Source organism: Streptomyces sp. NPDC002018 (assembly GCF_042890865.1).
Lineage (GTDB): Bacteria > Actinomycetota > Actinomycetes > Streptomycetales > Streptomycetaceae > Streptomyces.
Genome location: NZ_JBIASO010000006.1, coordinates 281,650 through 305,181 on the forward strand (window position 1 = coordinate 281,650; position 23,532 = coordinate 305,181).

Below are 23,532 nucleotides of genomic sequence, written 5' to 3' on the forward strand. Positions count from 1 at the left end.
TCGTTGCTCCGGCGGGGAGCCAAACAGGGAGCCACACGCCATGACACAGGGCGCACTTACTCGGACTGTCACGGACAAGAGAGCGCTCGGCCGACTGCCAGCAACACTCGCAGCATGCGCCTCTCTGGGCCTCCTTCCGGGGTGCCTTTAAAGAGACGGTAAGCAGCCCCGTCTCGACAGTGGGGTTATCCCTACCCCGGCTCACCCAGCTACCCCATGGCGTGCGGCACCCCGTACGTGCAGGCTTGGCCCCATGACCGTGAGCGACAGCCTCCCCCACGACGACCGGCCGCCACCCGTGCGTTTCGCGTACGACCGGCAGACCTGGAAGGAGATCGCGTATCTCCTCACCAATCTGCCCGCCGCGCTGGCCGGATTCGTCTATGTGGTGTTCACCGTGTCCACGGGCGCGGCGCTGTCGGTGACGGTGATCGGTCTGCCCTGGCTCGTCGGCGGTCTCACGGGGGCGCGATGGCTCGGCCGGACGGAGCGCGCGCGGGCGCGGGGGCTGCTGGGCGTGCGGATCGACGAACCGAGCTCCCTGTACGCGTACGGGCGCGGGCGCCGGCGCGACCGGGCGCGCCGTTCCGAAGGTCTGCTGGACTGGGTGTGGAGGGGGGTGAAGGACCCGGTCGCCTGGCGGACCGTGCTGTACGAATTCATCCGGCTGCCCTGGGGCGTGGTGACGTTCACCCTCGCGCTGGTGGGCCTGTTCGTCCTGTGGCCGGTCCTTCCCCATGTGGCACGCGGGCTCACCAACGCCGACCGGGCGATGGTCCGGGGGCTGCTCTCGCCCTCCGACGAGCTGGAGCGGCGCATCGCCGAACTGGAGTCGGACCGTGGGGTGGTCGTGGACACGGCGGCGGCCGATCTGCGCCGCATCGAACGCGATCTGCACGACGGCGCCCAGGCCCGGCTGGTGGCCCTGGCCATGGGGCTCGGCCTCGCCAAGGAGAAGCTCACGGAGGATCCCGAGGCCGCGGCCGACATGGTCCACGAGGCCCATGGCGAGGTGAAGCTGGCCCTCCAGGAACTGCGCGATCTGGCCCGCGGCATCCACCCCGCCGTCCTCACCGACCGCGGCCTGGACGCGGCACTCTCCGCCATCGCCTCCCGCTGCACCGTCCCGGTGAAGGTGACCGTCGATCTGACCGAGCGGCCCGCGGAGGCGATCGAGGGCATCGCGTACTTCACGGTCTCCGAGCTGCTCCAGAACGTCAGCAAGCACAGCGGGGCCCGCGCCGCGGCCGTCGAGGTGTGGCGCACGGAGGACCGGCTGATGCTCCAGGTCACGGACGACGGACGCGGCGGCGCGCGGCTGGAGGGCGGTACGGGCATGTCCGGTCTCGCCGAGCGGCTCGGCGCGGTCGACGGGCTCTTCGTCCTGGACTCACCGGCCGGCGGCCCGACCGTCGTCACGGCGGAACTGCCCTGGCGCCGGCGCGGAAAGGCCTGAGCCCTGCGGGCGCTCCGCAGACACGGCGTCCCCCGTGGGTGGCCGACCGCCCCCTCCGGGGTGGGGAAAACCCCAGGGCGAAGACGGATACCGCCCTCATGGTGGCGGCGCCACGGTCCCAGCAGCATGGAGTGCATGGAAGCCCACCGCCCACTCAGCCACAGCCCGCTCGCAGAACGGACACCCCCGATGGCCATGGACCGCGGATACGGAACGGACCACGCGTCGGATCACGGCCCCGAGCACGGACCCGGGTACGGCCCCACATTCGGATCCGGGTACGGCCCCGTATTCGGACATGAGCACGGACGTGAGCACGGACGTGAGCACGGCCCCGCGTACGGAGCGCGTCGACGGTCCCACTTCCTCCCGCCCGCCCTGCGCGCGCCGGTCGAGGGACGCACCTGGCGCGAGTTCGGCTATCTGCTGCTCAGCCTGCCGATCAGCACGGTGTTCTTCGTCTACGCGATCACCACGCTCTCGCTCGGCGGCGGGCTGCTCGTCACCTTCCTCGGCATTCCGGTGCTGGCCCTGGGGCTGGCGGGCTGCCGCGGCTTCGGCATGCTGGAGCGGGCGCGGGCCAGGGGGCTGCTGGGACTGGACGTGGCCGACCCCGTGCCCGTACGGGGCGAGAAGAGCGGGGTGATGTCCTGGGTCGGCGCGATGCTGAAGAGCGGGGTGTCCTGGCGGCATCTCGTCTACGGAGTGCTGCACTTCCCGTGGGCGCTGTTCGCGTTCACCGTCGCCGTCACGTTCTGGGTGACGGCCCTGGCGCTGTTCACCTATCCGCTGTGGCAGTGGGTGTTCTCCGGCCATCTCGACCAGCCGGGTATCGCCCTGTACAGCGACAGCGAGGGCACCGGCATCTTCCTCGACACCCCCTTCGAGATCGGCGTCACCAGCGCGGTCGGACTGGTGTTCGTCCTCGCCTGCCCCTGGCTGGTACGCGGCCTGGTGTCCGTGGACCGGCTGATGGTCGTGGGACTGCTCGGGCCGTCCCGGCTGGCCACCCGGGTCTCGGAGCTGGAGTCGGACCGTGGGGTGGTCGTGGACACGGCGGCGGCCGATCTGCGCCGCATCGAACGCGATCTGCACGACGGCGCCCAGGCCCGGCTGGTCGCCCTGGCCATGGATCTGGGGCTGGCGAAGGAGAAGCTCACGGAGGACCCGGAGGCCGCGGCGCGCATGGTGGACGAGGCGCACGGGGAAGTGAAGACGGCGCTTCAGGAGCTGCGCGATCTGGCCCGCGGCATCCACCCCGCCGTCCTCACCGACCGCGGCCTGGACGCGGCACTCTCCGCCATCGCCTCCCGCTGCACCGTCCCGGTGAGCGTGAGCGTCGATCTGCCCTCCCGGCCGGCCGCCGCGATCGAGGGCATCGCGTACTTCACGGTCTCCGAGCTGCTCCAGAACGTCAGCAAGCACGCGCGGGCACGGCGGGCCACGGTCGAGGTGTGGCAGACGTCCGGCCGGCTGATGCTCCAGGTCACGGACGACGGGAAGGGCGGCGCGGACACCTCGGCGGGCAGCGGACTGGCCGGGCTGGCGGAGCGGCTGGACGCGGTGGACGGCATCCTGGTCATCGACTCCCCCGCCGGGGGCCCGACGACGGTGACGGCGGAGCTGCCCTGGCGCGGCTGACGCGCCCGGCCCGGCCCCCGGGCCCCAAGCCCCCCGAGCCGGCCCCGCAGCCCCAGCCCCCAGCCCTCGCAGCCCTCGCAGCCCCCGAGCCACAGGCCACGCGTGTGGGCGGATCGCATGTGGGCGGATCGCGCATGGCGGACCTGACCGTAGGAGCGAGGCCTCCCGGGGTGCCCCTCCCCGGGAGGCATCCGCACATGACTGTCCTGTTTCGTCGTACGTGGGCGCGGACCGATCCGAATGCTGGGATGCTGGGACGCGCGGGTGCCGGACGGACACGGACATCGACGGACAGTGGGGGCTACAGGGTCGTGGAGGACAGGGTGCGGGTGGTCATCGCCGAGGACTCGGTGCTGCTCCGGGAGGGCCTGACCCGGCTGCTGACCGACCGGGGGCACGACGTCGTCGCCGGTGTCGGTGACGGGGAAGCGCTGATCAAGACCGTGGGCGAGCTGGCGGACCGGGACGCCCTGCCCGATGTGGTGGTCGCGGACGTACGGATGCCGCCGACCCACACCGACGAGGGGGTACGGGCGGCGGTGCGGCTGCGCCGGGACCATCCGGGGATCGGGGTGCTGGTGCTCTCCCAGTACGTCGAGGAGCAGTACGCGACCGAGCTGCTGGCCAACAGCAGCCGGGGCGTGGGCTATCTCCTCAAGGACCGGGTGGCCGAGGTCCGTGAGTTCGTGGACGCCGTCGTACGGGTGGCCAGGGGCGGCACCGCGCTGGACCCCGAGGTGGTGGCCCAGCTTCTGGGCCGGAGCCGGAAACAGGACGTGCTGGCCGGACTGACCCCCCGGGAACGGGAGGTCCTCGGTCTGATGGCCGAGGGACGGACGAACTCCGCGATCGCCAGACAACTCGTCGTGAGCGACGGCGCGGTCGAGAAGCACGTCAGCAATATCTTCCAGAAGCTCGGGCTCTCCCCGAGTGACGGGGATCACCGCCGGGTCCTGGCCGTGCTCACGTATCTGCGGAACTGACCACGTCCCCGCAGGGACGGCCGGTCTCCCCGCAGGGACGGCCGGTCTCCCCGCGGGGACGGCCGGTCTCCCTCGCGGAGCCGGCCGGTCCCGCTCACGGCCCCGGCCGTCCGCGGACCCGACCGAGTCCCGAGCAGGACGTAGTACCAAAGGATGAGAACCGAGCGACGTCGAGGAGAAAAACGGGGGCGGGCAAACTATGGCAAACCGGCACGTCAGTTCATCTCAGATATGCGTCCATCATACGATCGGCCAAGGGAAGGCGACCCTTACCGACGTAGGGTGGCCTTCGGGACTGCCGGGCGCCCGGCCGGTCCCGAGCCGCCGCCTCGAGGGAGGTCCAGTTCAGTGACCAGCCAGGTCAGTAGCCCAGCAGAGCATGCCGATGAGGCCGACGACGCGGGCAGGAGCGCGCGCACCGTCCTCGGACGGCCTGCCCCGCTGTCCGGGTACGAGGGCCGGGAAAGCACGGGCGAGAAGGAGATCCGCCGTCTGGACCGGGTCATCATCCGCTTCGCGGGCGACTCCGGGGACGGGATGCAGCTCACGGGTGACCGGTTCACCTCGGAGACGGCGTCGTTCGGGAACGACCTGTCGACGCTGCCGAACTTCCCCGCCGAGATCCGGGCGCCCGCCGGGACCCTGCCGGGTGTCTCGTCGTTCCAGCTCCACTTCGCCGACCACGACATCCTCACCCCGGGCGACGCGCCGAACGTCCTGGTCGCCATGAACCCGGCCGCCCTGAAGGCGAACATCGGCGATGTGCCGCGGGGCGCGGAGATCATCGTCAACACCGACGAGTTCACCAAGCGTCCGATGGCCAAGGTCGGTTATCTGACCTCGCCGCTGGAGGACGGCTCGCTCGACGGCTACCAGGTCCACCCGGTACCGCTGACGACGCTGACGATCGAGGCGCTCAAGGAGTTCGGGCTCTCCCGCAAGGAGGCCGAGCGCTCGAAGAACATGTTCGCGCTCGGGCTGCTGTCGTGGATGTACAACCGGCCGACCGAGGGCACCGAGCGCTTCCTGCGCGCCAAGTTCGCCAAGAAGCCGCAGATCGCCGAGGCGAACGTGACCGCGTTCCGCGCGGGCTGGAACTTCGGCGAGACCACCGAGGACTTCGCGGTCAGCTACGAGGTCGCCCCGGCCGACAGCGCGTTCCCGGCGGGCACCTACCGCAACATCTCCGGGAACCTGGCCCTGTCGTACGGGCTGATCGCCGCCGGCCACCAGGCGGAGCTGCCGCTCTATCTGGGCTCGTACCCGATCACCCCCGCCTCGGACATCCTGCACGAGCTGTCCCGGCACAAGAACTTCGGCGTACGGACCTTCCAGGCCGAGGACGAGATCGCCGCCATCGGCGCCGCGCTCGGAGCCTCCTTCGGCGGCTCGCTCGCCGTCACCACGACCTCGGGCCCCGGTGTGGCGCTCAAGTCGGAGACGATCGGGCTGGCGGTCTCGCTGGAGCTGCCGCTGCTGGTCGTCGCCATCCAGCGCGGCGGTCCCTCCACCGGTCTGCCGACCAAGACGGAACAGGCGGACCTGCTCCAGGCGATGTACGGGCGCAACGGCGAGGCCCCCGTTCCGGTGATCGCGCCGCGGACCCCGGCGGACTGCTTCGACGCCGCCCTGGAGGCGGCCCGGATCGCGCTGACCTACCGCACCCCGGTCTTCCTGCTCTCCGACGGCTATCTGGCCAACGGTTCGGAGCCCTGGCGGATCCCCGAGACCGGGGAACTCCCCGATCTGCGGGTGCGGTTCGCGACCGGACCCAACCATGAACTGGCCGACGGCACCGAGGTGTTCTGGCCGTACAAGCGCGACCCGCTGACCCTGGCCCGGCCCTGGGCGGTGCCCGGGACCCCCGGTCTCGAACACCGGATCGGCGGGATCGAGAAGCAGGACGGCACCGGCAACATCTCGTACGACCCGGCCAACCACGACTTCATGGTGCGCACCCGCCAGGCGAAGATCGACGGTATCGAGGTCCCCGATGTGACCGTCGACGACCCGGACGGCGCCCGCACGCTGGTGCTGGGCTGGGGCTCCACCTACGGCCCGATCACCGCCGCCGTCCGCCGGCTGCGCAGGGGCGGCACACCCATCGCGCAGGCCCATCTGCGTCATATCAACCCCTTCCCGCGCAACCTCGGCGAGATTCTGGGGCGTTACGACAAGGTCGTGGTGCCGGAGATGAACCTCGGCCAGCTCGCCACCCTGCTGCGGGCGAAGTACCTGGTGGACGCGCACTCGTACAACCAGGTCAACGGCATGCCGTTCAAGGCCGAGCAGCTCGCCACGGCTCTCAAGGAGGCCATCGATGTCTGATGCGAACGAGTTGCTCACGCTGGTGCCCAAGGCCGCGGCCAAGCAGTCCATGAAGGACTTCAAGTCGGACCAGGAGGTCCGCTGGTGCCCCGGCTGCGGTGACTACGCGGTCCTCGCCGCGGTCCAGGGCTTCATGCCCGAACTGGGCCTGGCCAAGGAGAACATCGTCTTCGTCTCCGGCATCGGCTGCTCCTCCCGTTTCCCGTACTACATGAACACGTACGGGATGCACTCCATCCACGGCCGGGCCCCCGCGATCGCCACCGGACTGGCCACCTCGCGCCGCGATCTGTCGGTCTGGGTCGTCACGGGCGACGGTGACGCGCTCTCCATCGGCGGCAACCACCTCATCCACGCGCTGCGCAGGAACGTCAATCTCAAGATCCTGCTGTTCAACAACCGGATCTACGGACTGACGAAGGGCCAGTACTCCCCCACCTCCGAGGTCGGGAAGATCACCAAGTCGACGCCGATGGGCTCGCTCGACGCGCCCTTCAACCCGGTGTCGCTGGCGATCGGCGCGGAGGCGTCGTTCGTGGCCCGTACGGTCGACTCCGACCGCAAGCACCTCACCGAGGTGCTGCGGCAGGCCGCCGACCACCCGGGCACGGCCCTGGTCGAGATCTACCAGAACTGCAATATCTTCAACGACGGCGCCTTCGACGTCCTGAAGGACAAGCAGCAGGCGGAGGAGGCCGTGATCCGGCTGGAGCACGGGCAGCCGATCCGCTTCGGCGCCGAGGGCTCCAAGGGCGTGGTCAGGGACCCCGCCAGCGGAGATCTCCAGGTCGTGGCCGTCACGCCCGAGAACGAGTCGCGGATCCTCGTCCATGACGCGCACGCGGCGAGCCCCACCACGGCGTTCGCGCTGTCGCGGCTCGCGGACCCGGACACCCTGCACCACACGCCCATCGGTGTGCTGCGCAGTGTCGAACGGCCGGTTTACGACACCCTGATGTCGGACCAGCTCGACAGGGCCGTGGAACAGCAGGGCAAGGGCGATCTGTCCACGATGCTCGCGGGCGGCGACACCTGGACCGTCGTCGGCTGAGCCGCCATCGGCCGGGCGCGTCGCGCGTCCGAGGCCCGGATCTCCTCCTCTAGGAGGTCCGGGCCTTGTCGTATGTCTCGCGGGCCAGGAACACCTCGTCCAGCCGCCGCTCGGCCCAGCGGGCCAGCCCCCAGACCTGCTCGGCGGCCTCCCTGCCCAGTCCGGTCAGCGTGTAGTCCACGCGCGGCGGGATGACGGGCTGGGCCTCGCGATGGACGAAGCCGTCGCGCTCCAGGGTCCTGAGCGTCTGCGCGAGCATCTTCTCGCTGACGCCGCCGACCTCGCGCCGCAGTTCGCTGAAGCGGTACGAGCGCTCCAGCAGGGCGGCCAGGACGAGCACGCCCCAGCGGCTCGTCACATGCTCCAGGACCAGCCGGGAGGGACACATCTGCCGGTTGACGTCCGGCGCGCTGGTTACGGTCACACCAGTACCTTACTTCAAAGTGGGTACTTTCCCTCGGTTAGTGCAGCCCCTAGGGTGAGCGTCGGAGCGGTACGAAACCGATGAACGTCGTAAACGCGTACGAACTGGAGAGAAACCCCCCATGAGCATCGTTGTCACCGGAGCCACCGGACACCTCGGCCGACTGGTCGTCGAGGCCCTGCTCGCCGCCGATGTCCCGGCCGGCGGGATCACGGCCGTCGTACGGAACGAGGAGAAGGCGGCGGGCCTGGCGGCCCTCGGTGCCGAGCTGCGCGTCGCCGACTACGACCGCCCCGAGACACTGGCCGGCGTCTTCCACGCGGGCGACCGGGTGCTGCTGATCTCCGGCAGCGAGGTCGGCAGGCGCGTGCCGCAGCACACCGCCGTCATCGAGGCCGCGCGGGCGGCGGGCGTGGCCCAGCTCGCGTACACGGGCGTGCTGGGCGGCCCCGAGGCCGACTTCGAGCTGGCGGCCGAGCACCAGGTGACCGAGCGGCTCATCCTGGAGTCCGGGCTGCCGTACACCTTCCTGCGCAACGGCTGGTACACCGAGAATTACACCGAGAACCTCGCTCCCGTGCTGGAGCACGGCGCCGTCGTCGCCAACGCGGGCGAGGGCCGGATCGCCTCCGCGTCCCGCGCGGACTACGCCGCGGCGGCGGCGGCCGTACTGACCGGCGACGGCCATCTCAACGCGGTGTACGAGCTGAGCGGTGACACGGCGTGGTCGTTCGCGGAGTACGCGGCGGAGCTGTCACGGCAGACCGGCAGGACCATCGTGTACAACGACGTGCCGGCCGAGACCCGGCTGGAGATCCTCACCGGCGCCGGAGTGCCCGAGCCGTTCGCCGCGATCCTCGTGGACGTGGACCGCGCGACGGCGCGGGGACTGCTCGCCCGCACGACCGGCGATCTGGCGCGGCTGGCCGGACGGCCGACGACCCCGCTCGCCGACACGGTCGCCGAGGCGCTCAAGGCCTGACGCCCCCTCACCGGCCGTACGCCCTCCGTACCCCCCGTGACGCCTCCGTACCGTCTCCGTACCGCCCCGCGCCGCCCCGTACTGTCATGACCGTATGACGGTACGGGAATGACACAGGGCCCCGCGCGGCGCTACCTTCGTGGCGGAACGGGGTGAGGGACGGTCGGGGCCGGGAGGGTCAGTGAAGGCGAACAGCGAGCAGCGGAGCGGACTGCTGTACGGGATCGGCGCCTACGGGATGTGGGGGCTGGTCCCGCTCTTCTGGCCGCTGCTCGAACCGGCCGGGGCGACGGAGATCCTCGCCCACCGGATGGTCTGGTCGGCGGGCGTGGTCGCACTCTGGCTGCTGGCCCTGCGCCGCTGGGGCTGGGTGACCGAGCTGATACGCCGGCCCCGCAAGCTGGGGCTCATCACCGTGGCCGCCGTCACCATCTCCCTCAACTGGGGCTTCTACATCTGGGCGGTCAACTCCGGCCGGGTCGTGGAGGCCTCGCTCGGCTATTTCATCAACCCCCTCGTGACGATCGCCCTGGGCGTCCTGCTGCTCAAGGAACGGCTGCGGCCCGCCCAGTGGACGGCGGTCTTCGTCGGCTTCGCCGCCGTACTGGTCCTGGCCGTGGGATACGGGGAGCCGCCGTGGATCTCGCTGGTCCTGGCCTTCTCGTTCGCGACATACGGGCTGATCAAGAAGAAGATCAACATCGGCGGTCTGGAGTCGCTGGCGGCGGAGACCGCGGTCCTCTTCCTGCCGGCGCTCGGCTATCTGGTGTGGCTGGGCGCGTCGGGCTCGGCCACGTTCGGCAGCGAGGGCACCGGACAGATGGCCCTGCTCGCCGGGACGGGTGTGGTCACCGCCCTGCCGCTGGTCTGCTTCGGCGCGGCGGCGATACGGGTACCGCTGTCGACACTGGGGCTGCTCCAGTATCTGGCCCCCGTCTTCCAGTTCCTGCTGGGAGTCCTCTACTTCCACGAGGCGATGCCCCCGGAGCGGTGGGCGGGCTTCTCACTGGTCTGGCTGGCACTGGCGATCCTGACCTGGGACGCGCTGCGCAACGCCCGCCGCACGAGGGCGAGGGCGAAGGCACTGCGGCTCGCGGCGAACGCCGCCGCCGCGGCTCCACCGGCGGCCCCGGCCGTCCCGTCCCCGGAACCGGCGCCCCCGGCTCCGTCGTCCTCAGAACCGGCACTGTCGGCGCAGGACCCGGGCCGTCGCGAACCGGCGACCTGACCTCCCCCCGAGGGCAGGAATTCTCTGTGCGTTCAGGACAGAACGAGCGGCGGCGCACCAGGGAAGAGGCAAGAGGGCCGACACCGTCCGCCCCCGGTCACCTCTTGGCGACAGGCCGCCGACGGGGCACGGAACGGTGGGTGGTCGGGGTGGTGGTGTGCCGGGGCTCGGGGAAGCGGGTCAGCGCGATCTGCCGGATGAACTGGTACAGGCACGCACAGGCCGAGATGGGGGGCAGCGCGGCCACCGCGATTCCGGGGAGCGTCTTGGGGGCGGCGCTCACACACAGGGCCACGGCGACGGAGGAGAAGAGCAGCAGGATCAGCCAGGGGTGGGTGATCCTGCGGCGGTGCAGCGCGGAACGCAGGATGGAGAACGTCGCCACCAGCCAGGGGCCGAAGACCAGCAGCGGCCACCAGTGGGCCAGTCCGGGCGGCGCGACGGTCAGCGCCATGTCTTCGAGCGGGTGGTACGAGACGCTCGCGCCCAGGGCGCTGATCACCGTGACCGCGGCGGCCGTCAGCGCGGACAGCAGCAGGCTGAACACCCTCACCCAGGTCCCCGCACGCCAGCGCGGCTCCTTGGGCTTGCGGCGGTTGCGGGAGCGCGGGCGCGGTACGGGCACCGGCGGCGGGACGGGGGTCGAGGCGGGGGCCGGGACACCGTCGGGGGCCGACGCGCGCAGAAGCTGGGCGAGTCCTTCCTCAAGACTGATCGTGTCCAGGACCGGATCGAAACCGGGCTCCGGATAGAGGCCCGAATCCCGGTAGGCGCCGGGGTCCTGATACCCGCCGGATTCCACGAAGGCACCGGGATCCGGATAGCCGCCGTGCTCCTGCGGAGAACCGATCCCCTCCGACAGGTCCGTCCCATAGGGCTCCCTGGACTCGGCGAAACGAATGTAGTGCGGATCATGGAAATCGGCGTGATCATGCATGGCACACCTGTCCCGGTCCACCGTCGGAACCGAGAGCGGCGGCCCTGGACGCCGGCATTCCGATATGGCGGTGGAATCCGTCCTCGATACGGTCCATGGCCCGCATGAACTCGTCGAGCAGATCCCCGCACTGGTCAGGCCCCACCAGACGGACGGTGTGCACCGTCGGTCTCGCGTCGCCCTCCCGCTCCGTGTCCACGGGGGATCCGACCACGCCGACGGCGCCGGTTCCCAAGCTCCAACTAATGGGCCAAGAATGCGAATTCGCTGACGTCATACGCGGTAAACGAACGAACACCTTCTGGCAGATGCCCGGCAATAGAGTGACCCATCAACACATGACCATACCGTTGCCGATCGCACGCCCGGAGCGCGCGAAAATGACCATCGGCCTAACGGCCCGCCCGGGTCGATATCGCCATGAGGACGGTAGGTGATGGTCGTATCCGATCACACGGCTGACTGAATCCAGCAGGAATCGACACCGCCCCCGGACCGGCAGCGGTGCGCGCAAAAGGGGTTCGAACTCGGCGTAACGCACCTGTGATGGACTTCACCCGCACGGTGGTCATCGCGTCCAAGCGCTGTCAGGACACGGCCACACCGCCGAACGGCTGAACGCAGAATCGATTCGTCGGCGCCCATTCGTGCCACGGCGGCGCGGCGGGCACCCTTCGGCGCGGACATTGCTGGTTCTGTTCCCCCGGTCCCCCGCCCCCGCCTCCCGCGCCACCGGTGCGGTGCCGCGGGTTGTCGCACCGGTCAGGAGATACGGCATGCAGTACGAAATGCGCGCGGAGTACGCGGACGGCTCGTCGCCCCGCGACCGGTACCCCCGGCTGGAGGTGTGGCACATGACCCGGCTGGACGAGACGACCGGGCTGTGCGGGCGGGACCTGGACGCGGACGCCCTCACCCAGTCGGCGGACGCATGGGGCACCCCGGCCGGACAGCCGCTCTGCCACGCCTGCGGCGCCCTCTTCATCCACCAGGTTCCCTGAGACCTCTCACCGGGATCCCACCTGGAACCGAGCGCCCCGGATCCGCTCAGCGAACACCCGTGACCGGTAGGCGCCCTTGACGGTGAGTCAGGCTCTCACTCACCATTCAGCACGCACAGCGCACCATCAGCTCCAACGCCCCGCGCCACAGTCGCCGTGGGGCGTCTCGCACGTTCCGTCCCTGTCCCCGTACGGAATCCGGAGCCCCCACATGAAACTCTCCGTTCCCGGAGTGCGCCGAATATCGGCCATACCCGGCATTCCCGCGATATCGGCCCGCGTCGCCCTGCCCGTCGGGCTGGCCCTCGCCGGTCTGGTCGCCGCCACCGCGCCGAGTGCGACCGCGGCCCCCGTCACCTCTCTGAGACCCGTGCAGTCCGCGTCCGCGGCCGTCCTCGCGGCCCCGGACATCCCGCTCGCCAACGTCAAGGCGCATCTGACGCAGTTCTCGTCGATCGCCGCCGCCAACGGCGGCAACCGCGCCCACGGCCGCGCCGGCTATCTGGCCTCCGTCAACTACGTGAAGGGCAAGCTGGACGCGGCCGGATTCACCACCACCGTCCAGCAGTTCACCTCCAGCGGTGCCACCGGCTACAACCTGATAGCCGACTGGCCGGGCGGTGACCCGAATCAGGTCCTCATGTCCGGCTCCCATCTGGACTCGGTCACCTCGGGCGCGGGCATCAACGACAACGGTTCGGGCTCCGCGGCCATTCTGGAGACCGCGCTCGCCGTCTCGCGGGCCCAGCTCCAGCCGGCCAAGCACCTCCGCTTCGCCTGGTGGGGCGCCGAGGAACTGGGTCTGGTCGGGTCCCGGTACTACGTCAACAACCTGCCGACCGCCGACCGCGCGAAGATCAGCGGTTATCTGAACTTCGACATGATCGGCTCCCCGAACGCCGGGTACTTCGTCTATGACGACGACCCGACGATCGAGCAGACCTTCAAGGACTACTACGCGGGGCTCGGTGTCTCCACCGAGATCGAGACCGAGGGCGACGGCCGCTCCGACCACGCCCCGTTCAAGAACGTGGGCGTCCCCGTCGGCGGGCTCTTCAGCGGCGCCGACTACATCAAGACCGCGGCCCAGGCACAGAAGTGGGGCGGCACCTCGGGGCAGGCCTTCGACCGCTGCTACCACTCCTCCTGCGACTCGACGGCGAACATCAACGACACCGCGCTCGACCGCAACAGCGACGCCGTCGCCCACGCGGTCTGGACGCTGTCGGCCGCCAGCGTGCCGCCGCCCACCGGCACGGTCTACGAGAACCTCACGGATGTCACCATCCCCGACAACGGCGCCGCCGTCACCTCGTCGGTGACCGTCTCGGGCCGTACGGGCGGCGCCCCGCTGGTGCGGGTGGACGTGGACATCAAGCACACCTGGCGCGGTGACGTGGTCATCGACCTGGTCGGCCCGAGCGGTACGGCGTACCGGCTGAAGAACTCCAGCAGCAGCGACTCCGCGGACAATGTGATCGCCACCTACACGGTGAACACACCGACCGAGACCGCCAACGGTGTCTGGAGGCTCCGGGTCCAGGATGTCGCGGCCCAGGACACGGGATACATCAACAGCTGGCGGCTGACCTTCTGACGCCCCCGGCCCGACCCCTGCGGAGTTCCTGAACCCGTTCGGAGTTCCTGACCCTTTGGAGTCCCCTGTCTGCCCGGACGCACCGGCCACCGGCGTCCGGGCGGACAGTCAGGCCGTGATGTCCCTCGCGGTGAACCGTGCCCAGGCTGCCGAGCCGAACACGGCCGCGTACAGCGCCTGGAGCCCCAGGTTTCTGACGATCTCGTCCCAGCGGACCGGCTCACGCAGCAGATCCGCGAAAGACAGCCAGTAGTGCGGGAAGAGATACGGCTGTATCGCGTGCAACTGCGGGATCGTGTCCAGGATCTGGACCGTGATCACCAGTCCCACGGTCGTCGCCATCGCCGCGATCCCGCTGTCGGTCAGGGTGGAGACGAACAGCCCCAGCGCCGCGAGCCCGGTCAGCGAGGCGGCCACGACGACCGCGATCAGCAGGGCCCGTATCAGCCCGTCCCCGAACGGGATCCGGGTGCCCGAGATGGTGGTGACATCACCCAGCGGGAAGAGCAGCGCGCCGACGGCAAGGGCCGAGACCGCCACGGTCACCGTGGCGACCAGGCAGAAGGCCGCCGTGGAGGCGTACTTGGCGAGCAGCAGCCGGGTCCGGCCGGCCGGAGCGACCAGGAGATAGCGCAGGGTGCCGCCGCCGGCCTCGCCCGCGATCGCGTCGCCCGCGACCACCCCGACCGCCATCGGCAGGAAGACGGGCAGGGTGGCGGCGAGCGCGGCGAAGACCAGGAAGAGTCCGTTGTTGGTGATCTGGGTGAGGAAGGCGGGACCGCCCTGCGGGCCGCCGCCCGAGCCCGCGCTGTCGCTCGTCTGGATCCGCACGGCGACCCCGATGAGCACCGGGACGGCCGCCAGCACCCCCAGCAGCGCGAGGGTGCGCCAGCGCCGGAAGGTGAGGGTCAGCTCGGAGCGGAACAGTCCGAGCGTCCACCACAGCCGGGACGCGCGGCCCGGGACCCCGTCCGACGGCATATCCGCCGCGCCCGCCACCCCGGCATCGGTCACGGCCTCGGCTCCGGCTCCGGCTCCGGTCACAGTGTCGGCCCCGGCATCGGTCACGGCCTCGCCGCCGGTCACGGAGCCCGCTCCGCCCTCAGCCGGCGACATCGAATCCCTCCCCGGTCAGCGCGACGAAGGCGTCCTCCAGCGAGACATGCTCGATCCCGAAGGAGCGCACCCGCACCCCGGCCCGCACGAGCGCGGCGTTCAGGTCCGCCGGGTCCACCGGCTCTCCCTCGCCCGTCGGCACTTCCCCGCTCACCCGGTCGTCCGTCACGGTCACTCCCACCACCCCCAGCTCCTTCAGCACCCGGGCGGCCTCGCCCGGGTCGGGGGTGGTGACGGCCAGCCTGCCCCGGGTCCCGGCCGCCAGCTCGGCGACCGTCCCCTGCGTGATCAGCCGTCCCCGGGCCATCACGGCGGCATGCGTGCACACCTGCTCGATCTCGTCGAGGAGATGCGAGGAGAGGAAGACGGTCGTGCCGTCCGCCGCCAGCTCCCGCACCAGGGTCCTGATCTCGCGCATGCCCTGCGGATCGAGCCCGTTCGTGGGTTCGTCGAGCACCAGCAGCCGGCGCGGTCGCAGCAGGGCCGAGGCGAGCCCGAGCCGCTGCTTCATCCCGAGGGAGTACGCCTTCGCCTTCTTGCCCGCGGCCGCGGTCAGCCCGACCCGGTCCAGGGCCTCGGCCACCCGTGCGCGGCGGGTGCGGGGATCGGCCGTCGGATCCGCCGAGTCGTACCGCACGAGATTGTCCCGGCCGGTCAGATATCCGTACGGCGCGGGCCCCTCGATCAGCGCGCCGACCTGCGGCAGTACGGCGTGGGCCGCGCGCGGCACGGGACGGCCGAGGAGTGTGGCCGAGCCGGCGGTCGGCTGGATCAGCCCCATCAGCATCCGGATGGTGGTCGTCTTGCCCGAGCCGTTGGGGCCGAGAAAGCCGAAGACACTCCCGGCGGGCACGGTCAGATCGAGGTGGTCGACGGCGAGCTGTCCGCCGCGGAAGCGCTTGGTGAGTCCGTGTGTCTCGATCACCCGGGGCACGCCGGGAGCGCCGAGCGCGCCCGGTACGCCGGGCCCGCCGGGCTCTGTCCCGGTGACGGCTGTCATCCCGCTCCTCCGTTCCCGTACGCGTCGGGCACCCTTTCGAGGAACGGACCGGCCCCGGTCAGCGTTCCGCCCCGCCGCACACACCGTACGACGGGGCGGTCCTTCAACGGGTCACTTGGCCTCGTTGGCCGCCTTGACCAGCACGTCCTTCGTCACGGCGCCGACATAGACCTTGCCGTCCTCCGTCAGCAGAGCGTTGACGAGACGGGTCTTGTAGACCGTGCCCGAGCCGAACTTCCCGGTGGCCTTGTCGCCCAGCGCGTCGAGGAACGACTGCGCCTCGGCCGGCAGCTCGCCCGACGCCGCCGAGGGCACGTCCGCGCCGCCCGGGGTCGTCAGCTCGTAGACGGCGTTCCAGCCCTTGCCGATGACCTTCCCGCCGCCGGACTCGGTGAAGGCGTCCGTGTCCGCCTCGGGGATCTTCGGCGCCTTGTGGTCGTCGTCCCGGGTCACCTTCGTGCCCTTGGGAGGCGTGAAGTCGAAGGTGGAGGCGGCGGGCCTGGCGAAGTCCACCTTGGTGAAGCCGACGTCGACCACGGCCTTGCCGCCACTGCTCGGCGTGAGGGTGAACTTGAGCGGGGTGCCGGTCTTCGCGTCGACCGCGATCTTGATCGAGCCGACCGTCGAACCGGCCTGCTTGGGCTTGACGAGAAGCTGGTAGGCGTCACGCCCGGCGATCCGGGTCGTCCCGTCGACCGTCACCGAGGTGGTGCCGGCCGAGGCCTTCAGCGCCTCCTCCGCGAAGTCCTGGGGCGTGGCCGGCGCGCCCTTGGCGCCCGCGTGCCCATCGCCGCGCTGGTGCGTGCCCTTCTTCCCGTCCTTCGGGGAGGTGGCGTGGTACGCCTCGTCGGTGGCGCTGTCATAGGCCCAGACCTCGCCGCCGTTGCGGATCAGGCTGTACTCGGCCGCGTCGTCCAGGATCGAGACCCGCTGCTTGTCGGGGCCGTCCGCCGCGACCCGCAGGGTGTGCGTGCCGGAGGTCAGCTCCATCAGCTTGGCGTTGGGGTCCGCGGTGGATCCGCTCGCGCCCGCGCCGCCCTGGGGGGCGAAGGTGCTGCCCGCCGCGGATCCGAGGCCGCCCAGCGAGGGGAGCCCCAGATCCGTGGTGATCTTCACCGAGCCCGAGAGCCGCTCGGTGTCCGACGCGGCGATCTTCTCGATGAGTTCCTGCGCGCTGATCTTCGGCAGTTCGGGATCTCCGCTCGCGGCGAGTGCCGGGACGAGCCCGATGGTCGCCGCAGCCACCCCCGCCACCGCGACAGGGACCGCGTAACGCGCCGCCATACGACGGCCCGCGCGGGGCTCCCTGTCCTCCTCGGTGGCCTGTGCGCTGTCGTTCGGTGCCATGTGTGCCCTACCTCCGTGGTCGGCGGCCTTCCGTCCTCTGCACTCGTCCACTCCGCGCCGCCATTCTCACCCGAATTGGTCAGGAGTGGTGTTGTCCATCTGACCAAATCGGCCCGCAGTAAGCGTCAGACCCCGGGAGCAACTTCCCGTACTGCTATGGGATGACATTCGGATGAGATGCCTCCTCCGCCCCGTAGGGGACCGCCCGGTGATCCACTCGGGAGGGTGCCGGGGAGGGTCTCAACAGCGGCGGCCACCCCCACCACCGGAGTGATCCCGGGCGATGAGGGCCCGTCAGCCCGCACAGCCAGACGGCACAGTCAGCCCGCACGGTCAGCTCGCGCGGTCAGCCCGCGCGGTGGACCACCGCGTCGCACAGCTCCACGAGCGCCGACTTCGCGTAGCACTCCGGCAGTGGCGTCAGCGCCGCCCGCGCCTCCTCCGCGTACCGCACGGTGTCGCGCCGCGCCTGCTCCAGCGCCGGATGCGCCCGCAGCCGGCGCAGTGCCTCCGCGTGCCGCGCGTCGTCCGCCAGGTCGCCGTCCAGCAGTTCGACCAGTGCCAGATCGTCCGGGAGCCCGTGGGCCGCGGCCTGTGCGCGCAGCAGCAGCACCGGCAGCGTCGGGATGCCCTCGCGCAGATCCGTGCCGGGGGTCTTGCCCGACTCGTGGGAGTCGCTGGCGATGTCGAGGACGTCGTCGGCGAGCTGGAAGGCGACGCCGAGCCGCTCCCCGTACTGCGTCAGGATGTCGACGACGGTCTCGTCCGCGCCGGACATCATCGCGCCGAACCGGCCGGAGACGGCGATCAGCGAGCCCGTCTTGCCGCCGACGACATCGAGGTAGTGGTCGACCGGATCGCGTCCGTCACGCGGTCCCGCCGTCTCCAGGATCTGGCCCGTCACCAGCCGCTCGAACGCCTCCGCCTGGACACGGACGGCCTCGGGGCCCAGGTCCGCCAGGATGTGCGAGGCGCGGGCGAAGAGGAAGTCACCCGTGAGGACGGCGACCGAGTTTCCCCAGCGGGCGTTGGCACTGTCCACCCCGCGGCGGACCTCCGCCTCGTCCATCACGTCGTCGTGGTACAGCGTCGCGAGATGCGTCAGCTCGACGACCACGGCCGCGGGCACGACCCCGGGCGCGTACGGGTCACCGAACTGGGCCGCGAGCATCACCAGCAGCGGCCTGAACCGTTTGCCGCCGGCCCGTACCAGATGCTGGGCGGCCTCCGTGATGAAGGGCACCTCGCTCTTGGTGGCTTCGAGCAGCCCCGCCTCGACAGCCGCCAGTCCGGTCTGGACATCGGCCTCAAGAGCCTGGTCCCGCACGCTCAGCCCGAACGGCCCGACGACGGTCACGAGAGGTACTCCTGTCTGCTGACGATCACACGGATTGTCGATGTGTCGCTGTCATCACTCAAGTCAGCGTATCCGGTCGCCTTTCGATCACCATGGGCGCCTTCCCGGCACCGCCGGTATGTTCGGGATCAGTCATACGACCGGGAGCAGTCGTTTTGTCCGGAACGGCGACCGACACCCGGGCGAACAGGGGACAGCCGCCGTCTGTCGGCGTCTGTCGGCGTCTGCCCGCTCAGGCGCCGGCGACTCCCCCGGGCCCCCGTCTCGGCCGGACGGTCCCCGGCGGGCCCGCCGGGGACCGCCGGGGCCCCGGGAGGGCGCCCGTCCGGGGCTACCGCGGGTACGGTCGCCCACCCGTCGGGTACACCCCGCGCTTTCGCGACTGATCAGGCTTTTCACCACTGCCGCGGCGGGGCAACGCCGACGTAACGTGTCCTGCATCGATCCGGAAAGCGAGGCAGCACCAATGCCCGAGCAGAGCCCGCTCGTACCGGCCGAGGGCGACCCCTTCGGCCCGCACAACCTGCCGTACGGAGTCTTCTCCACGGCCGACGAGCCCGACCGCCGCCGGCTGGGGGTCCGTATCGGCGATCAGGTGCTCGACGCGGGGGCGGCGGCCAAGGCCCTGGGCTCCCCGTACGCGGCGCTGCTCGACCGTCCGAGCCTCAACCCCCTGATGGCCGCCGGGCGCACGGCCTGGCGCGATGTACGCCGCGCCCTGACCGCGTGGGTCACGGTCCCCGCGCACCGCGCGGACATAGAGCCCCTGCTCCACCCGCTCGGCGCCGTCACCCTGCATCTGCCGTACGAGGTCGCGGACTATGTCGACTTCTACGCGAGCGAGCACCACGCCACCAATGTGGGCCGGATCTTCCGGCCCGACGGTGCCGCGCTGACCCCCAACTGGAAGCACCTTCCGATCGGTTACCACGGCCGGGCCGGCACGGTCGTCGTCTCCGGTACGGAGGTGGTGCGCCCCTCGGGCCAGCGCAAGGCGCCGTCCGACCCGGCGCCCGTCTTCGGGCCCTCCGGCAAGCTCGACATCGAGGCGGAGGTCGGCTTTGTCGTCGGGACGCCCTCGCGGCGGGGCACGGCGGTGGAGCCGGCGTCCTTCCGCGACCATGTCTTCGGCCTCTCCCTCCTCAACGACTGGTCGGCACGCGACATCCAGGCCTGGGAGTACGTACCGCTCGGCCCGTTCCTCGGGAAGTCCTTCGCCACCTCCGTCTCGGCCTGGGTGACCCCGCTGGAGGCCCTGGACGCGGCCCGGGTGGCGCCCCCGGCCCGTACCGAAGCGCTGCTCCCCTATCTGGACGACGCGGACGACGAGGAGCCGGGCGGCTTCGATCTGCGGATCACGGTGTCCCTCAACGGCCAGGTGGTCTCGGAGCCGCCGTTCTCCACGATGTACTGGACGGCGGCCCAGCAGTTGGCCCATATGACGGTCAACGGCGCCTCGCTCCGTACGGGCGACCTCTTCGCGTCCGGTACGGTCAGCGGCCCGGCACGCGAGGAGCGGGGCTCGCTCCTGGAACTCACCTGGAACGGCACCGAGCCGCTCGAACTGCCCGACGGCAAGCGGACGTTCCTGGAGGACGGCGACGAGGTCACCCTGACGGCCTGGGCACCGGGCCCCGACGGCACCCGGGTCGGACTCGGCGAGGTGACGGGCCGGATCGTCTCCGGATGACCCACGCGCGGGGCCCGGCACCTCGGTGAGGTGCCGGGCCCTGTCGTGTCCATGGAGCCGCCGTACGGGGACGGTGGCCCGTACGGGGACGGTGGCCCGTACAGCGGCCGCGCCCGTACGGCGGCCGCGAGGCGCTAGCGCACGAAGCCCCCGGCCTGGCTCGCCAGATCCAGGAAGTACTGCGGAGCCACCCCCAGCACCAGCGTGACCACCACACCGACCCCGATCGCCACGCTCGTCAGCGCCGAGGGCACCGCGACCGTGGGGCCCTCGGGCCTCGGCTCGCTGAAGAACATCAGCACGATGACCCGGATGTAGAAGAACGCCGCGATCGCGGAGGCGATCACACCGACCACCACCAGCGCACCCGCGCCGCCGTCGGCCGCCGCCTTGAACACCGCGAACTTCCCGGAGAATCCCGAGGTCAGCGGGATACCGGCGAAGGCGAGCAGAAAGACCGCGAAGACCGCCGCCACCAGCGGCGAACGCCGCCCGAGCCCGGCCCACTTGGACAGGTGCGTCGCCTCGCCGCCCGCGTCCCGTACCAGCGTGACGACCGCGAACGCGCCGATCGTGACGAAGGAGTACGCGCCCAGATAGAAGAGGACGGACGAGATGCCCTCGGGCGTCGCGGCGATCACACCGGCCAGGATGAAGCCCGCGTGCGCGATGGACGAGTACGCCAGGAGCCGCTTGATGTCGGTCTGGGTGATCGCGACGATCGCGCCGCCCAGCATGGTGACGATCACGACGGCCCACATGACCGGCCGCCAGTCCCAGCTCAGCCCCGGCAGGACGACATACAGCAGCCGCAGCAGCGCGCCGAAGGCCGCCACCTTGGTCGCCGCCGCCATGAAGCCGGTGACGGGGGTGGGGGCGCCCTGGTAGACGTCCGGCGTCCACATGTGGAACGGCACCGCGCCGACCTTGAAGAGCAGCCCCATCAGGAGAAGCGCGCCGCCGATGAGCAGCAGCACGTCGTTGCCCATGGTGTCCGCGAGCGTCGGGCTGATGTTCTGGACGGTGCCGTCGACGACCTCCGCGATCCGCGCGTACGACACGGAGCCCGCGTAACCGTAGAGCAGGGCGATCCCGAAGAGCAGGAAGGCCGACGAGAAGGCGCCCAGCAGGAAGTACTTGACCGCGGCCTCCTGCGACATCAGCCGCTTGCGGCGGGCGAGGGCGCACAGGAGATAGAGCGGCAGGGAGAAGACTTCCAGCGCGATGAAGAGCGTCAGCAGATCGTTGGCCGCCGGGAAGACCAGCATGCCCGCGACGGCGAACAGGGCCAGCGGGAACACCTCGGTGGTGGTGAACCCGGCCCTGACCGCGGACTTCTCGCTCTCGCTGCCGGGCACGGCCGCGGCTTGCGCGACGAAGGAGTCGAGCCGGTTGCCGTGCGACTCCGGGTCGAGCCGGCGCTCGGCGAAGGTGAACACGGCGACGATCGAGGCCAGCAGGATCGTGCCCTGGAGGAAGAGCGCCGGGCCGTCGACGGCGATGGCGCCCATGGCCGCGAGGTGCTTCTTGGTCGTGCCGTATCCGCCGGCCGCCAGGGCGACCACCGCCGCGAAGGCGGCGGCCAGGGCGACGACGGAGAGGAAGACCTGGGCGTAGTAGCGCCCCTTACGAGGGACGAACGCCTCGATCAGGATCCCCAGGACGGCGGCGCCCGCCACGATCAGGGTCGGCGCCAACTGGGCGTATTCGATGGTCGGGGCCGGGATCTTGTCGATCCCGTCGGCCGCCGCCGTTGTCCACAGGCTGTGGACGACTGTCGCACTCACGGGGCGGCCTCCACCTCGGGCTTGGGGTCGGACTGCTGTACGTCGGACAACGTGTGCTCCACCGCCGGGTTGACGATCTCGGTGAGCGGCTTCGGGTAGACACCCAGGAAGAGGAGCAGCGCGATCAGCGGGGTGACGACCACCAGCTCCCGGATCCTCAGATCGGGCATCGTCCTGACCTCGGCCTTCACCGGCCCGGTCATCGTGCGCTGGTAGAGCACGAGGACATAGAGGGCGGCGAGCACGATGCCGACGGTGGCGATGATGCCGACGACCGGATATCTGCTGAAGGTGCCGACCAGGACCAGGAACTCACTCACGAACGGGGAGAGCCCCGGCAGGGAGAGCGTGGCCAGACCGCCGATCAGGAACGTGCCCGCGAGGACCGGGGCGACCTTCTGCACACCGCCGTAGTCCGCGATGAGCCGCGAGCCGCGCCGGGTGATCAGGAACCCGGCCACCAGCATCAGCGCGGCCGTCGAGATCCCGTGGTTGACCATGTAGAGCGTGGCGCCCGACTGGCCCTGGCTGGTCATCGCGAAGATGCCCATGATGATGAAGCCGAAGTGCGAGATGGACGCGTAGGCGATCAGCCGCTTGATGTCGCGCTGGCCCACCGCGAGCAGCGCTCCGTAGACGATGCTGATCAGCGCCAGCACCAGGATCGCCGGGGTGGCCCAGGTGGACGCCTCGGGGAAGAGCTGGAGGCAGAAGCGCAGCATCGCGAAGGTGCCGACCTTGTCGACCACCGCCGTGATCAGTACGGCGACGGGCGCGGTGGACTCGCCCATGGCGTTGGGCAGCCAGGTGTGCAGCGGCCACAGCGGCGCCTTCACCGCGAACGCGAAGAAGAAGCCGAGGAAGAGCCATCGCTCGGTGCTGGTCGCGATCGACAGGGAGCCGTTGGCCCGCGCCTCGGCGATCTCGGAGAGCGAGAAGGTGCCCGCGACGACATAGAGCCCGATGACCGCGGCCAGCATGATCAGGCCGCCGGCCAGGTTGTAGAGGAGGAACTTGACCGCCGCGTACGAACGCTGGGTCGCCGCCGCCTCGTCCCCGCCGCCCGCCGTGGTGGCGGCGAACTGGGCGGGGGCCGCCCGGTCCCCGAAGCCGCCGATGAGGAAGTACATCGGGATGAGCATGGCTTCGAACAGGATGTAGAAGAGGAAGACGTCGGTGGCCTCGAAGGAGAGGATCACCATCGCCTCGACCATCAGGATCAGCGCGAAGAAGCCCTGGGTCGGCCGCCAGCGGCGGTTCGGGCGGGCGTCCTCCAGCGGGTCGGCGTCATGCCAGCCGGCCAGGATCACAAAGGGGATCAGCAGCGCGGTCAGCGCGAGGAGCGCCACCCCGATGCCGTCCACGCCCAGCTCGTACCGCACCCCGAAGTCGGCGATCCAGGCGTGCGACTCGGTGAGCTGGTACCGGGCGCCGCCCGGCTCGAAGCGGACCACGACCAGGGCGGCCAGCACCAGCGTGGCGAGGGAGAAGACCAGCGCCAGCCACTTGGCGGCGGTGCGCCGGGCGGCCGGGACGGCCGCCGTGGCGATCGCGCCGAGCGCGGGCAGCGCCGCCGTGGCCGTCAAAAGAGGGAACGACATATCCGG

General features: G+C 70.7%; 19 protein-coding genes. 10 read left to right on the forward strand and 9 right to left on the reverse strand.

Annotation, left to right across the window (positions count from 1 at the left end; genetic code table 11):
• The first annotated feature begins 253 nt into the window (after positions 1-253).
• The 5 genes from ACFYYH_RS12595 to ACFYYH_RS12615 all read left to right on the forward strand — a co-directional run bounded on the left by ACFYYH_RS12595 (position 254) and on the right by ACFYYH_RS12615 (position 7,459).
• Positions 254-1,456, forward strand: coding sequence for a sensor histidine kinase (locus ACFYYH_RS12595; protein ID WP_388549433.1), 1,203 nt, complete (start codon positions 254-256; stop codon positions 1,454-1,456).
• Between the two features lie 195 nt (positions 1,457-1,651).
• Positions 1,652-3,097, forward strand: coding sequence for a sensor histidine kinase (locus ACFYYH_RS12600; RefSeq protein ID WP_388549695.1), 1,446 nt, complete (start codon positions 1,652-1,654; stop codon positions 3,095-3,097).
• Between the two features lie 311 nt (positions 3,098-3,408).
• Positions 3,409-4,080, forward strand: a complete 672-nt coding sequence (locus tag ACFYYH_RS12605; protein ID WP_388549436.1) for a LuxR C-terminal-related transcriptional regulator — start codon at positions 3,409-3,411, stop codon at positions 4,078-4,080.
• Between the two features lie 348 nt (positions 4,081-4,428).
• On the forward strand, positions 4,429-6,408 hold the full coding sequence (locus ACFYYH_RS12610) for a 2-oxoacid:acceptor oxidoreductase subunit alpha (RefSeq protein WP_388549438.1): 1,980 nt from the start codon (positions 4,429-4,431) through the stop codon (positions 6,406-6,408).
• On the forward strand, positions 6,401-7,459 hold the full coding sequence (locus ACFYYH_RS12615; RefSeq protein WP_388549440.1) for a 2-oxoacid:ferredoxin oxidoreductase subunit beta: 1,059 nt from the start codon (positions 6,401-6,403) through the stop codon (positions 7,457-7,459). Before ACFYYH_RS12610 ends, ACFYYH_RS12615 begins: the two co-directional genes overlap by 8 nt.
• 49 nt (positions 7,460-7,508) lie before the next feature.
• On the opposite strand, the gene ACFYYH_RS12620 is transcribed toward ACFYYH_RS12615, so the two are convergent.
• On the reverse strand, positions 7,509-7,847 hold the full coding sequence (locus tag ACFYYH_RS12620; protein WP_388549698.1) for a winged helix-turn-helix transcriptional regulator: 339 nt from the start codon (positions 7,845-7,847) through the stop codon (positions 7,509-7,511).
• Between the two features lie 157 nt (positions 7,848-8,004).
• On the opposite strand from ACFYYH_RS12620, the gene ACFYYH_RS12625 reads away from it, so the two are divergent.
• The gene (locus ACFYYH_RS12625) at positions 8,005-8,865 is read left to right on the forward strand and encodes an SDR family oxidoreductase (RefSeq protein ID WP_388549442.1); all 861 of its coding nucleotides are present in this window, start codon (positions 8,005-8,007) and stop codon (positions 8,863-8,865) included.
• A gap of 181 nt (positions 8,866-9,046) precedes the next feature.
• Positions 9,047-10,093 carry an EamA family transporter RarD gene (gene rarD / locus ACFYYH_RS12630; protein ID WP_388549445.1) on the forward strand — a complete coding sequence of 349 codons (1,047 nt, stop codon included), beginning with the start codon at positions 9,047-9,049 and terminating at the stop codon, positions 10,091-10,093.
• A gap of 97 nt (positions 10,094-10,190) precedes the next feature.
• On the opposite strand, the gene ACFYYH_RS12635 is transcribed toward rarD, so the two are convergent.
• A complete protein-coding gene (locus tag ACFYYH_RS12635; RefSeq protein ID WP_388549447.1) occupies positions 10,191-11,030 on the reverse strand; it encodes a DUF2637 domain-containing protein in 840 nt (279 codons plus the stop codon).
• Positions 11,023-11,265: a hypothetical protein gene (locus tag ACFYYH_RS12640; RefSeq protein ID WP_388549450.1), complete on the reverse strand. Its 243-nt coding sequence runs from the start codon at positions 11,263-11,265 to the stop codon at positions 11,023-11,025. The genes ACFYYH_RS12635 and ACFYYH_RS12640 overlap by 8 nt, the downstream gene beginning before the upstream one ends.
• A 541-nt stretch (positions 11,266-11,806) precedes the next feature.
• Here ACFYYH_RS12640 and ACFYYH_RS12645 point away from each other — a divergent pair.
• Entirely contained in the window at positions 11,807-12,031 is a 225-nt protein-coding gene (locus ACFYYH_RS12645; protein WP_388549453.1) for a hypothetical protein, read from the forward strand.
• Between the two features lie 211 nt (positions 12,032-12,242).
• Complete coding sequence (locus ACFYYH_RS12650; RefSeq protein WP_388549454.1) at positions 12,243-13,628, forward strand: M28 family metallopeptidase; 1,386 nt, start codon at positions 12,243-12,245, stop codon at positions 13,626-13,628.
• 108 nt (positions 13,629-13,736) lie between these two features.
• Here ACFYYH_RS12650 and ACFYYH_RS12655 read toward each other — a convergent pair whose 3' ends face one another.
• From ACFYYH_RS12655 to ACFYYH_RS12670, 4 genes are all read right to left on the reverse strand, one after another.
• Entirely contained in the window at positions 13,737-14,609 is an 873-nt protein-coding gene (locus ACFYYH_RS12655) for an ABC transporter permease (RefSeq protein WP_388549701.1), read from the reverse strand.
• 121 nt (positions 14,610-14,730) lie between these two features.
• Positions 14,731-15,744, reverse strand: a complete 1,014-nt coding sequence (locus ACFYYH_RS12660) for an ATP-binding cassette domain-containing protein (protein WP_388549457.1) — start codon at positions 15,742-15,744, stop codon at positions 14,731-14,733.
• Positions 15,745-15,855: 111 nt separating this feature from the next.
• A complete protein-coding gene (locus ACFYYH_RS12665) occupies positions 15,856-17,091 on the reverse strand; it encodes an outer membrane lipoprotein carrier protein LolA (RefSeq protein ID WP_388549460.1) in 1,236 nt (411 codons plus the stop codon).
• A gap of 346 nt (positions 17,092-17,437) precedes the next feature.
• Positions 17,438-18,448 carry a polyprenyl synthetase family protein gene (locus tag ACFYYH_RS12670; RefSeq protein WP_388549463.1) on the reverse strand — a complete coding sequence of 337 codons (1,011 nt, stop codon included), beginning with the start codon at positions 18,446-18,448 and terminating at the stop codon, positions 17,438-17,440.
• Positions 18,449-18,914: 466 nt separating this feature from the next.
• Here ACFYYH_RS12670 and fahA point away from each other — a divergent pair, with 466 nt between their 5' ends.
• Entirely contained in the window at positions 18,915-20,138 is a 1,224-nt protein-coding gene (gene fahA / locus ACFYYH_RS12675) for a fumarylacetoacetase (RefSeq protein ID WP_388549466.1), read from the forward strand.
• 134 nt (positions 20,139-20,272) lie between these two features.
• Here fahA and nuoN read toward each other — a convergent pair whose 3' ends face one another.
• Both nuoN and ACFYYH_RS12685 read right to left on the reverse strand, forming a co-directional pair.
• Positions 20,273-21,925, reverse strand: coding sequence for an NADH-quinone oxidoreductase subunit NuoN (gene nuoN / locus ACFYYH_RS12680; protein WP_388549469.1), 1,653 nt, complete (start codon positions 21,923-21,925; stop codon positions 20,273-20,275).
• A complete protein-coding gene (locus ACFYYH_RS12685; protein WP_388549472.1) occupies positions 21,922-23,526 on the reverse strand; it encodes an NADH-quinone oxidoreductase subunit M in 1,605 nt (534 codons plus the stop codon). The genes nuoN and ACFYYH_RS12685 overlap by 4 nt, the downstream gene beginning before the upstream one ends.
• Positions 23,527-23,532 lie beyond the last annotated feature (6 nt).

Excerpts from the sequence above, each read along its gene's own strand:
- ACFYYH_RS12595 (WP_388549433.1), top strand. The coding sequence starts at position 254 with ATGACCGTGAGCGACAGCCTCCCCCACGACGACCGGCCGCCACCCGTG.
- fahA (WP_388549466.1), top strand. The coding sequence starts at position 18,915 with ATGCCCGAGCAGAGCCCGCTCGTACCGGCCGAGGGCGACCCCTTCGGC.
- ACFYYH_RS12655 (WP_388549701.1), bottom strand. The coding sequence starts at position 14,609 with ATGCCGTCGGACGGGGTCCCGGGCCGCGCGTCCCGGCTGTGGTGGACG.
- ACFYYH_RS12650 (WP_388549454.1), top strand. The coding sequence starts at position 12,243 with ATGAAACTCTCCGTTCCCGGAGTGCGCCGAATATCGGCCATACCCGGC.
- ACFYYH_RS12665 (WP_388549460.1), bottom strand. The coding sequence starts at position 17,091 with ATGGCACCGAACGACAGCGCACAGGCCACCGAGGAGGACAGGGAGCCC.
- ACFYYH_RS12620 (WP_388549698.1), bottom strand. The coding sequence starts at position 7,847 with ATGTGTCCCTCCCGGCTGGTCCTGGAGCATGTGACGAGCCGCTGGGGC.
- ACFYYH_RS12660 (WP_388549457.1), bottom strand. The coding sequence starts at position 15,744 with ATGACAGCCGTCACCGGGACAGAGCCCGGCGGGCCCGGCGTACCGGGC.
- ACFYYH_RS12635 (WP_388549447.1), bottom strand. The coding sequence starts at position 11,030 with ATGCATGATCACGCCGATTTCCATGATCCGCACTACATTCGTTTCGCC.
- ACFYYH_RS12625 (WP_388549442.1), top strand. The coding sequence starts at position 8,005 with ATGAGCATCGTTGTCACCGGAGCCACCGGACACCTCGGCCGACTGGTC.
- ACFYYH_RS12600 (WP_388549695.1), top strand. The coding sequence starts at position 1,652 with ATGGACCGCGGATACGGAACGGACCACGCGTCGGATCACGGCCCCGAG.
- ACFYYH_RS12615 (WP_388549440.1), top strand. The coding sequence starts at position 6,401 with ATGTCTGATGCGAACGAGTTGCTCACGCTGGTGCCCAAGGCCGCGGCC.
- ACFYYH_RS12645 (WP_388549453.1), top strand. The coding sequence starts at position 11,807 with ATGCAGTACGAAATGCGCGCGGAGTACGCGGACGGCTCGTCGCCCCGC.
- ACFYYH_RS12685 (WP_388549472.1), bottom strand. The coding sequence starts at position 23,526 with ATGTCGTTCCCTCTTTTGACGGCCACGGCGGCGCTGCCCGCGCTCGGC.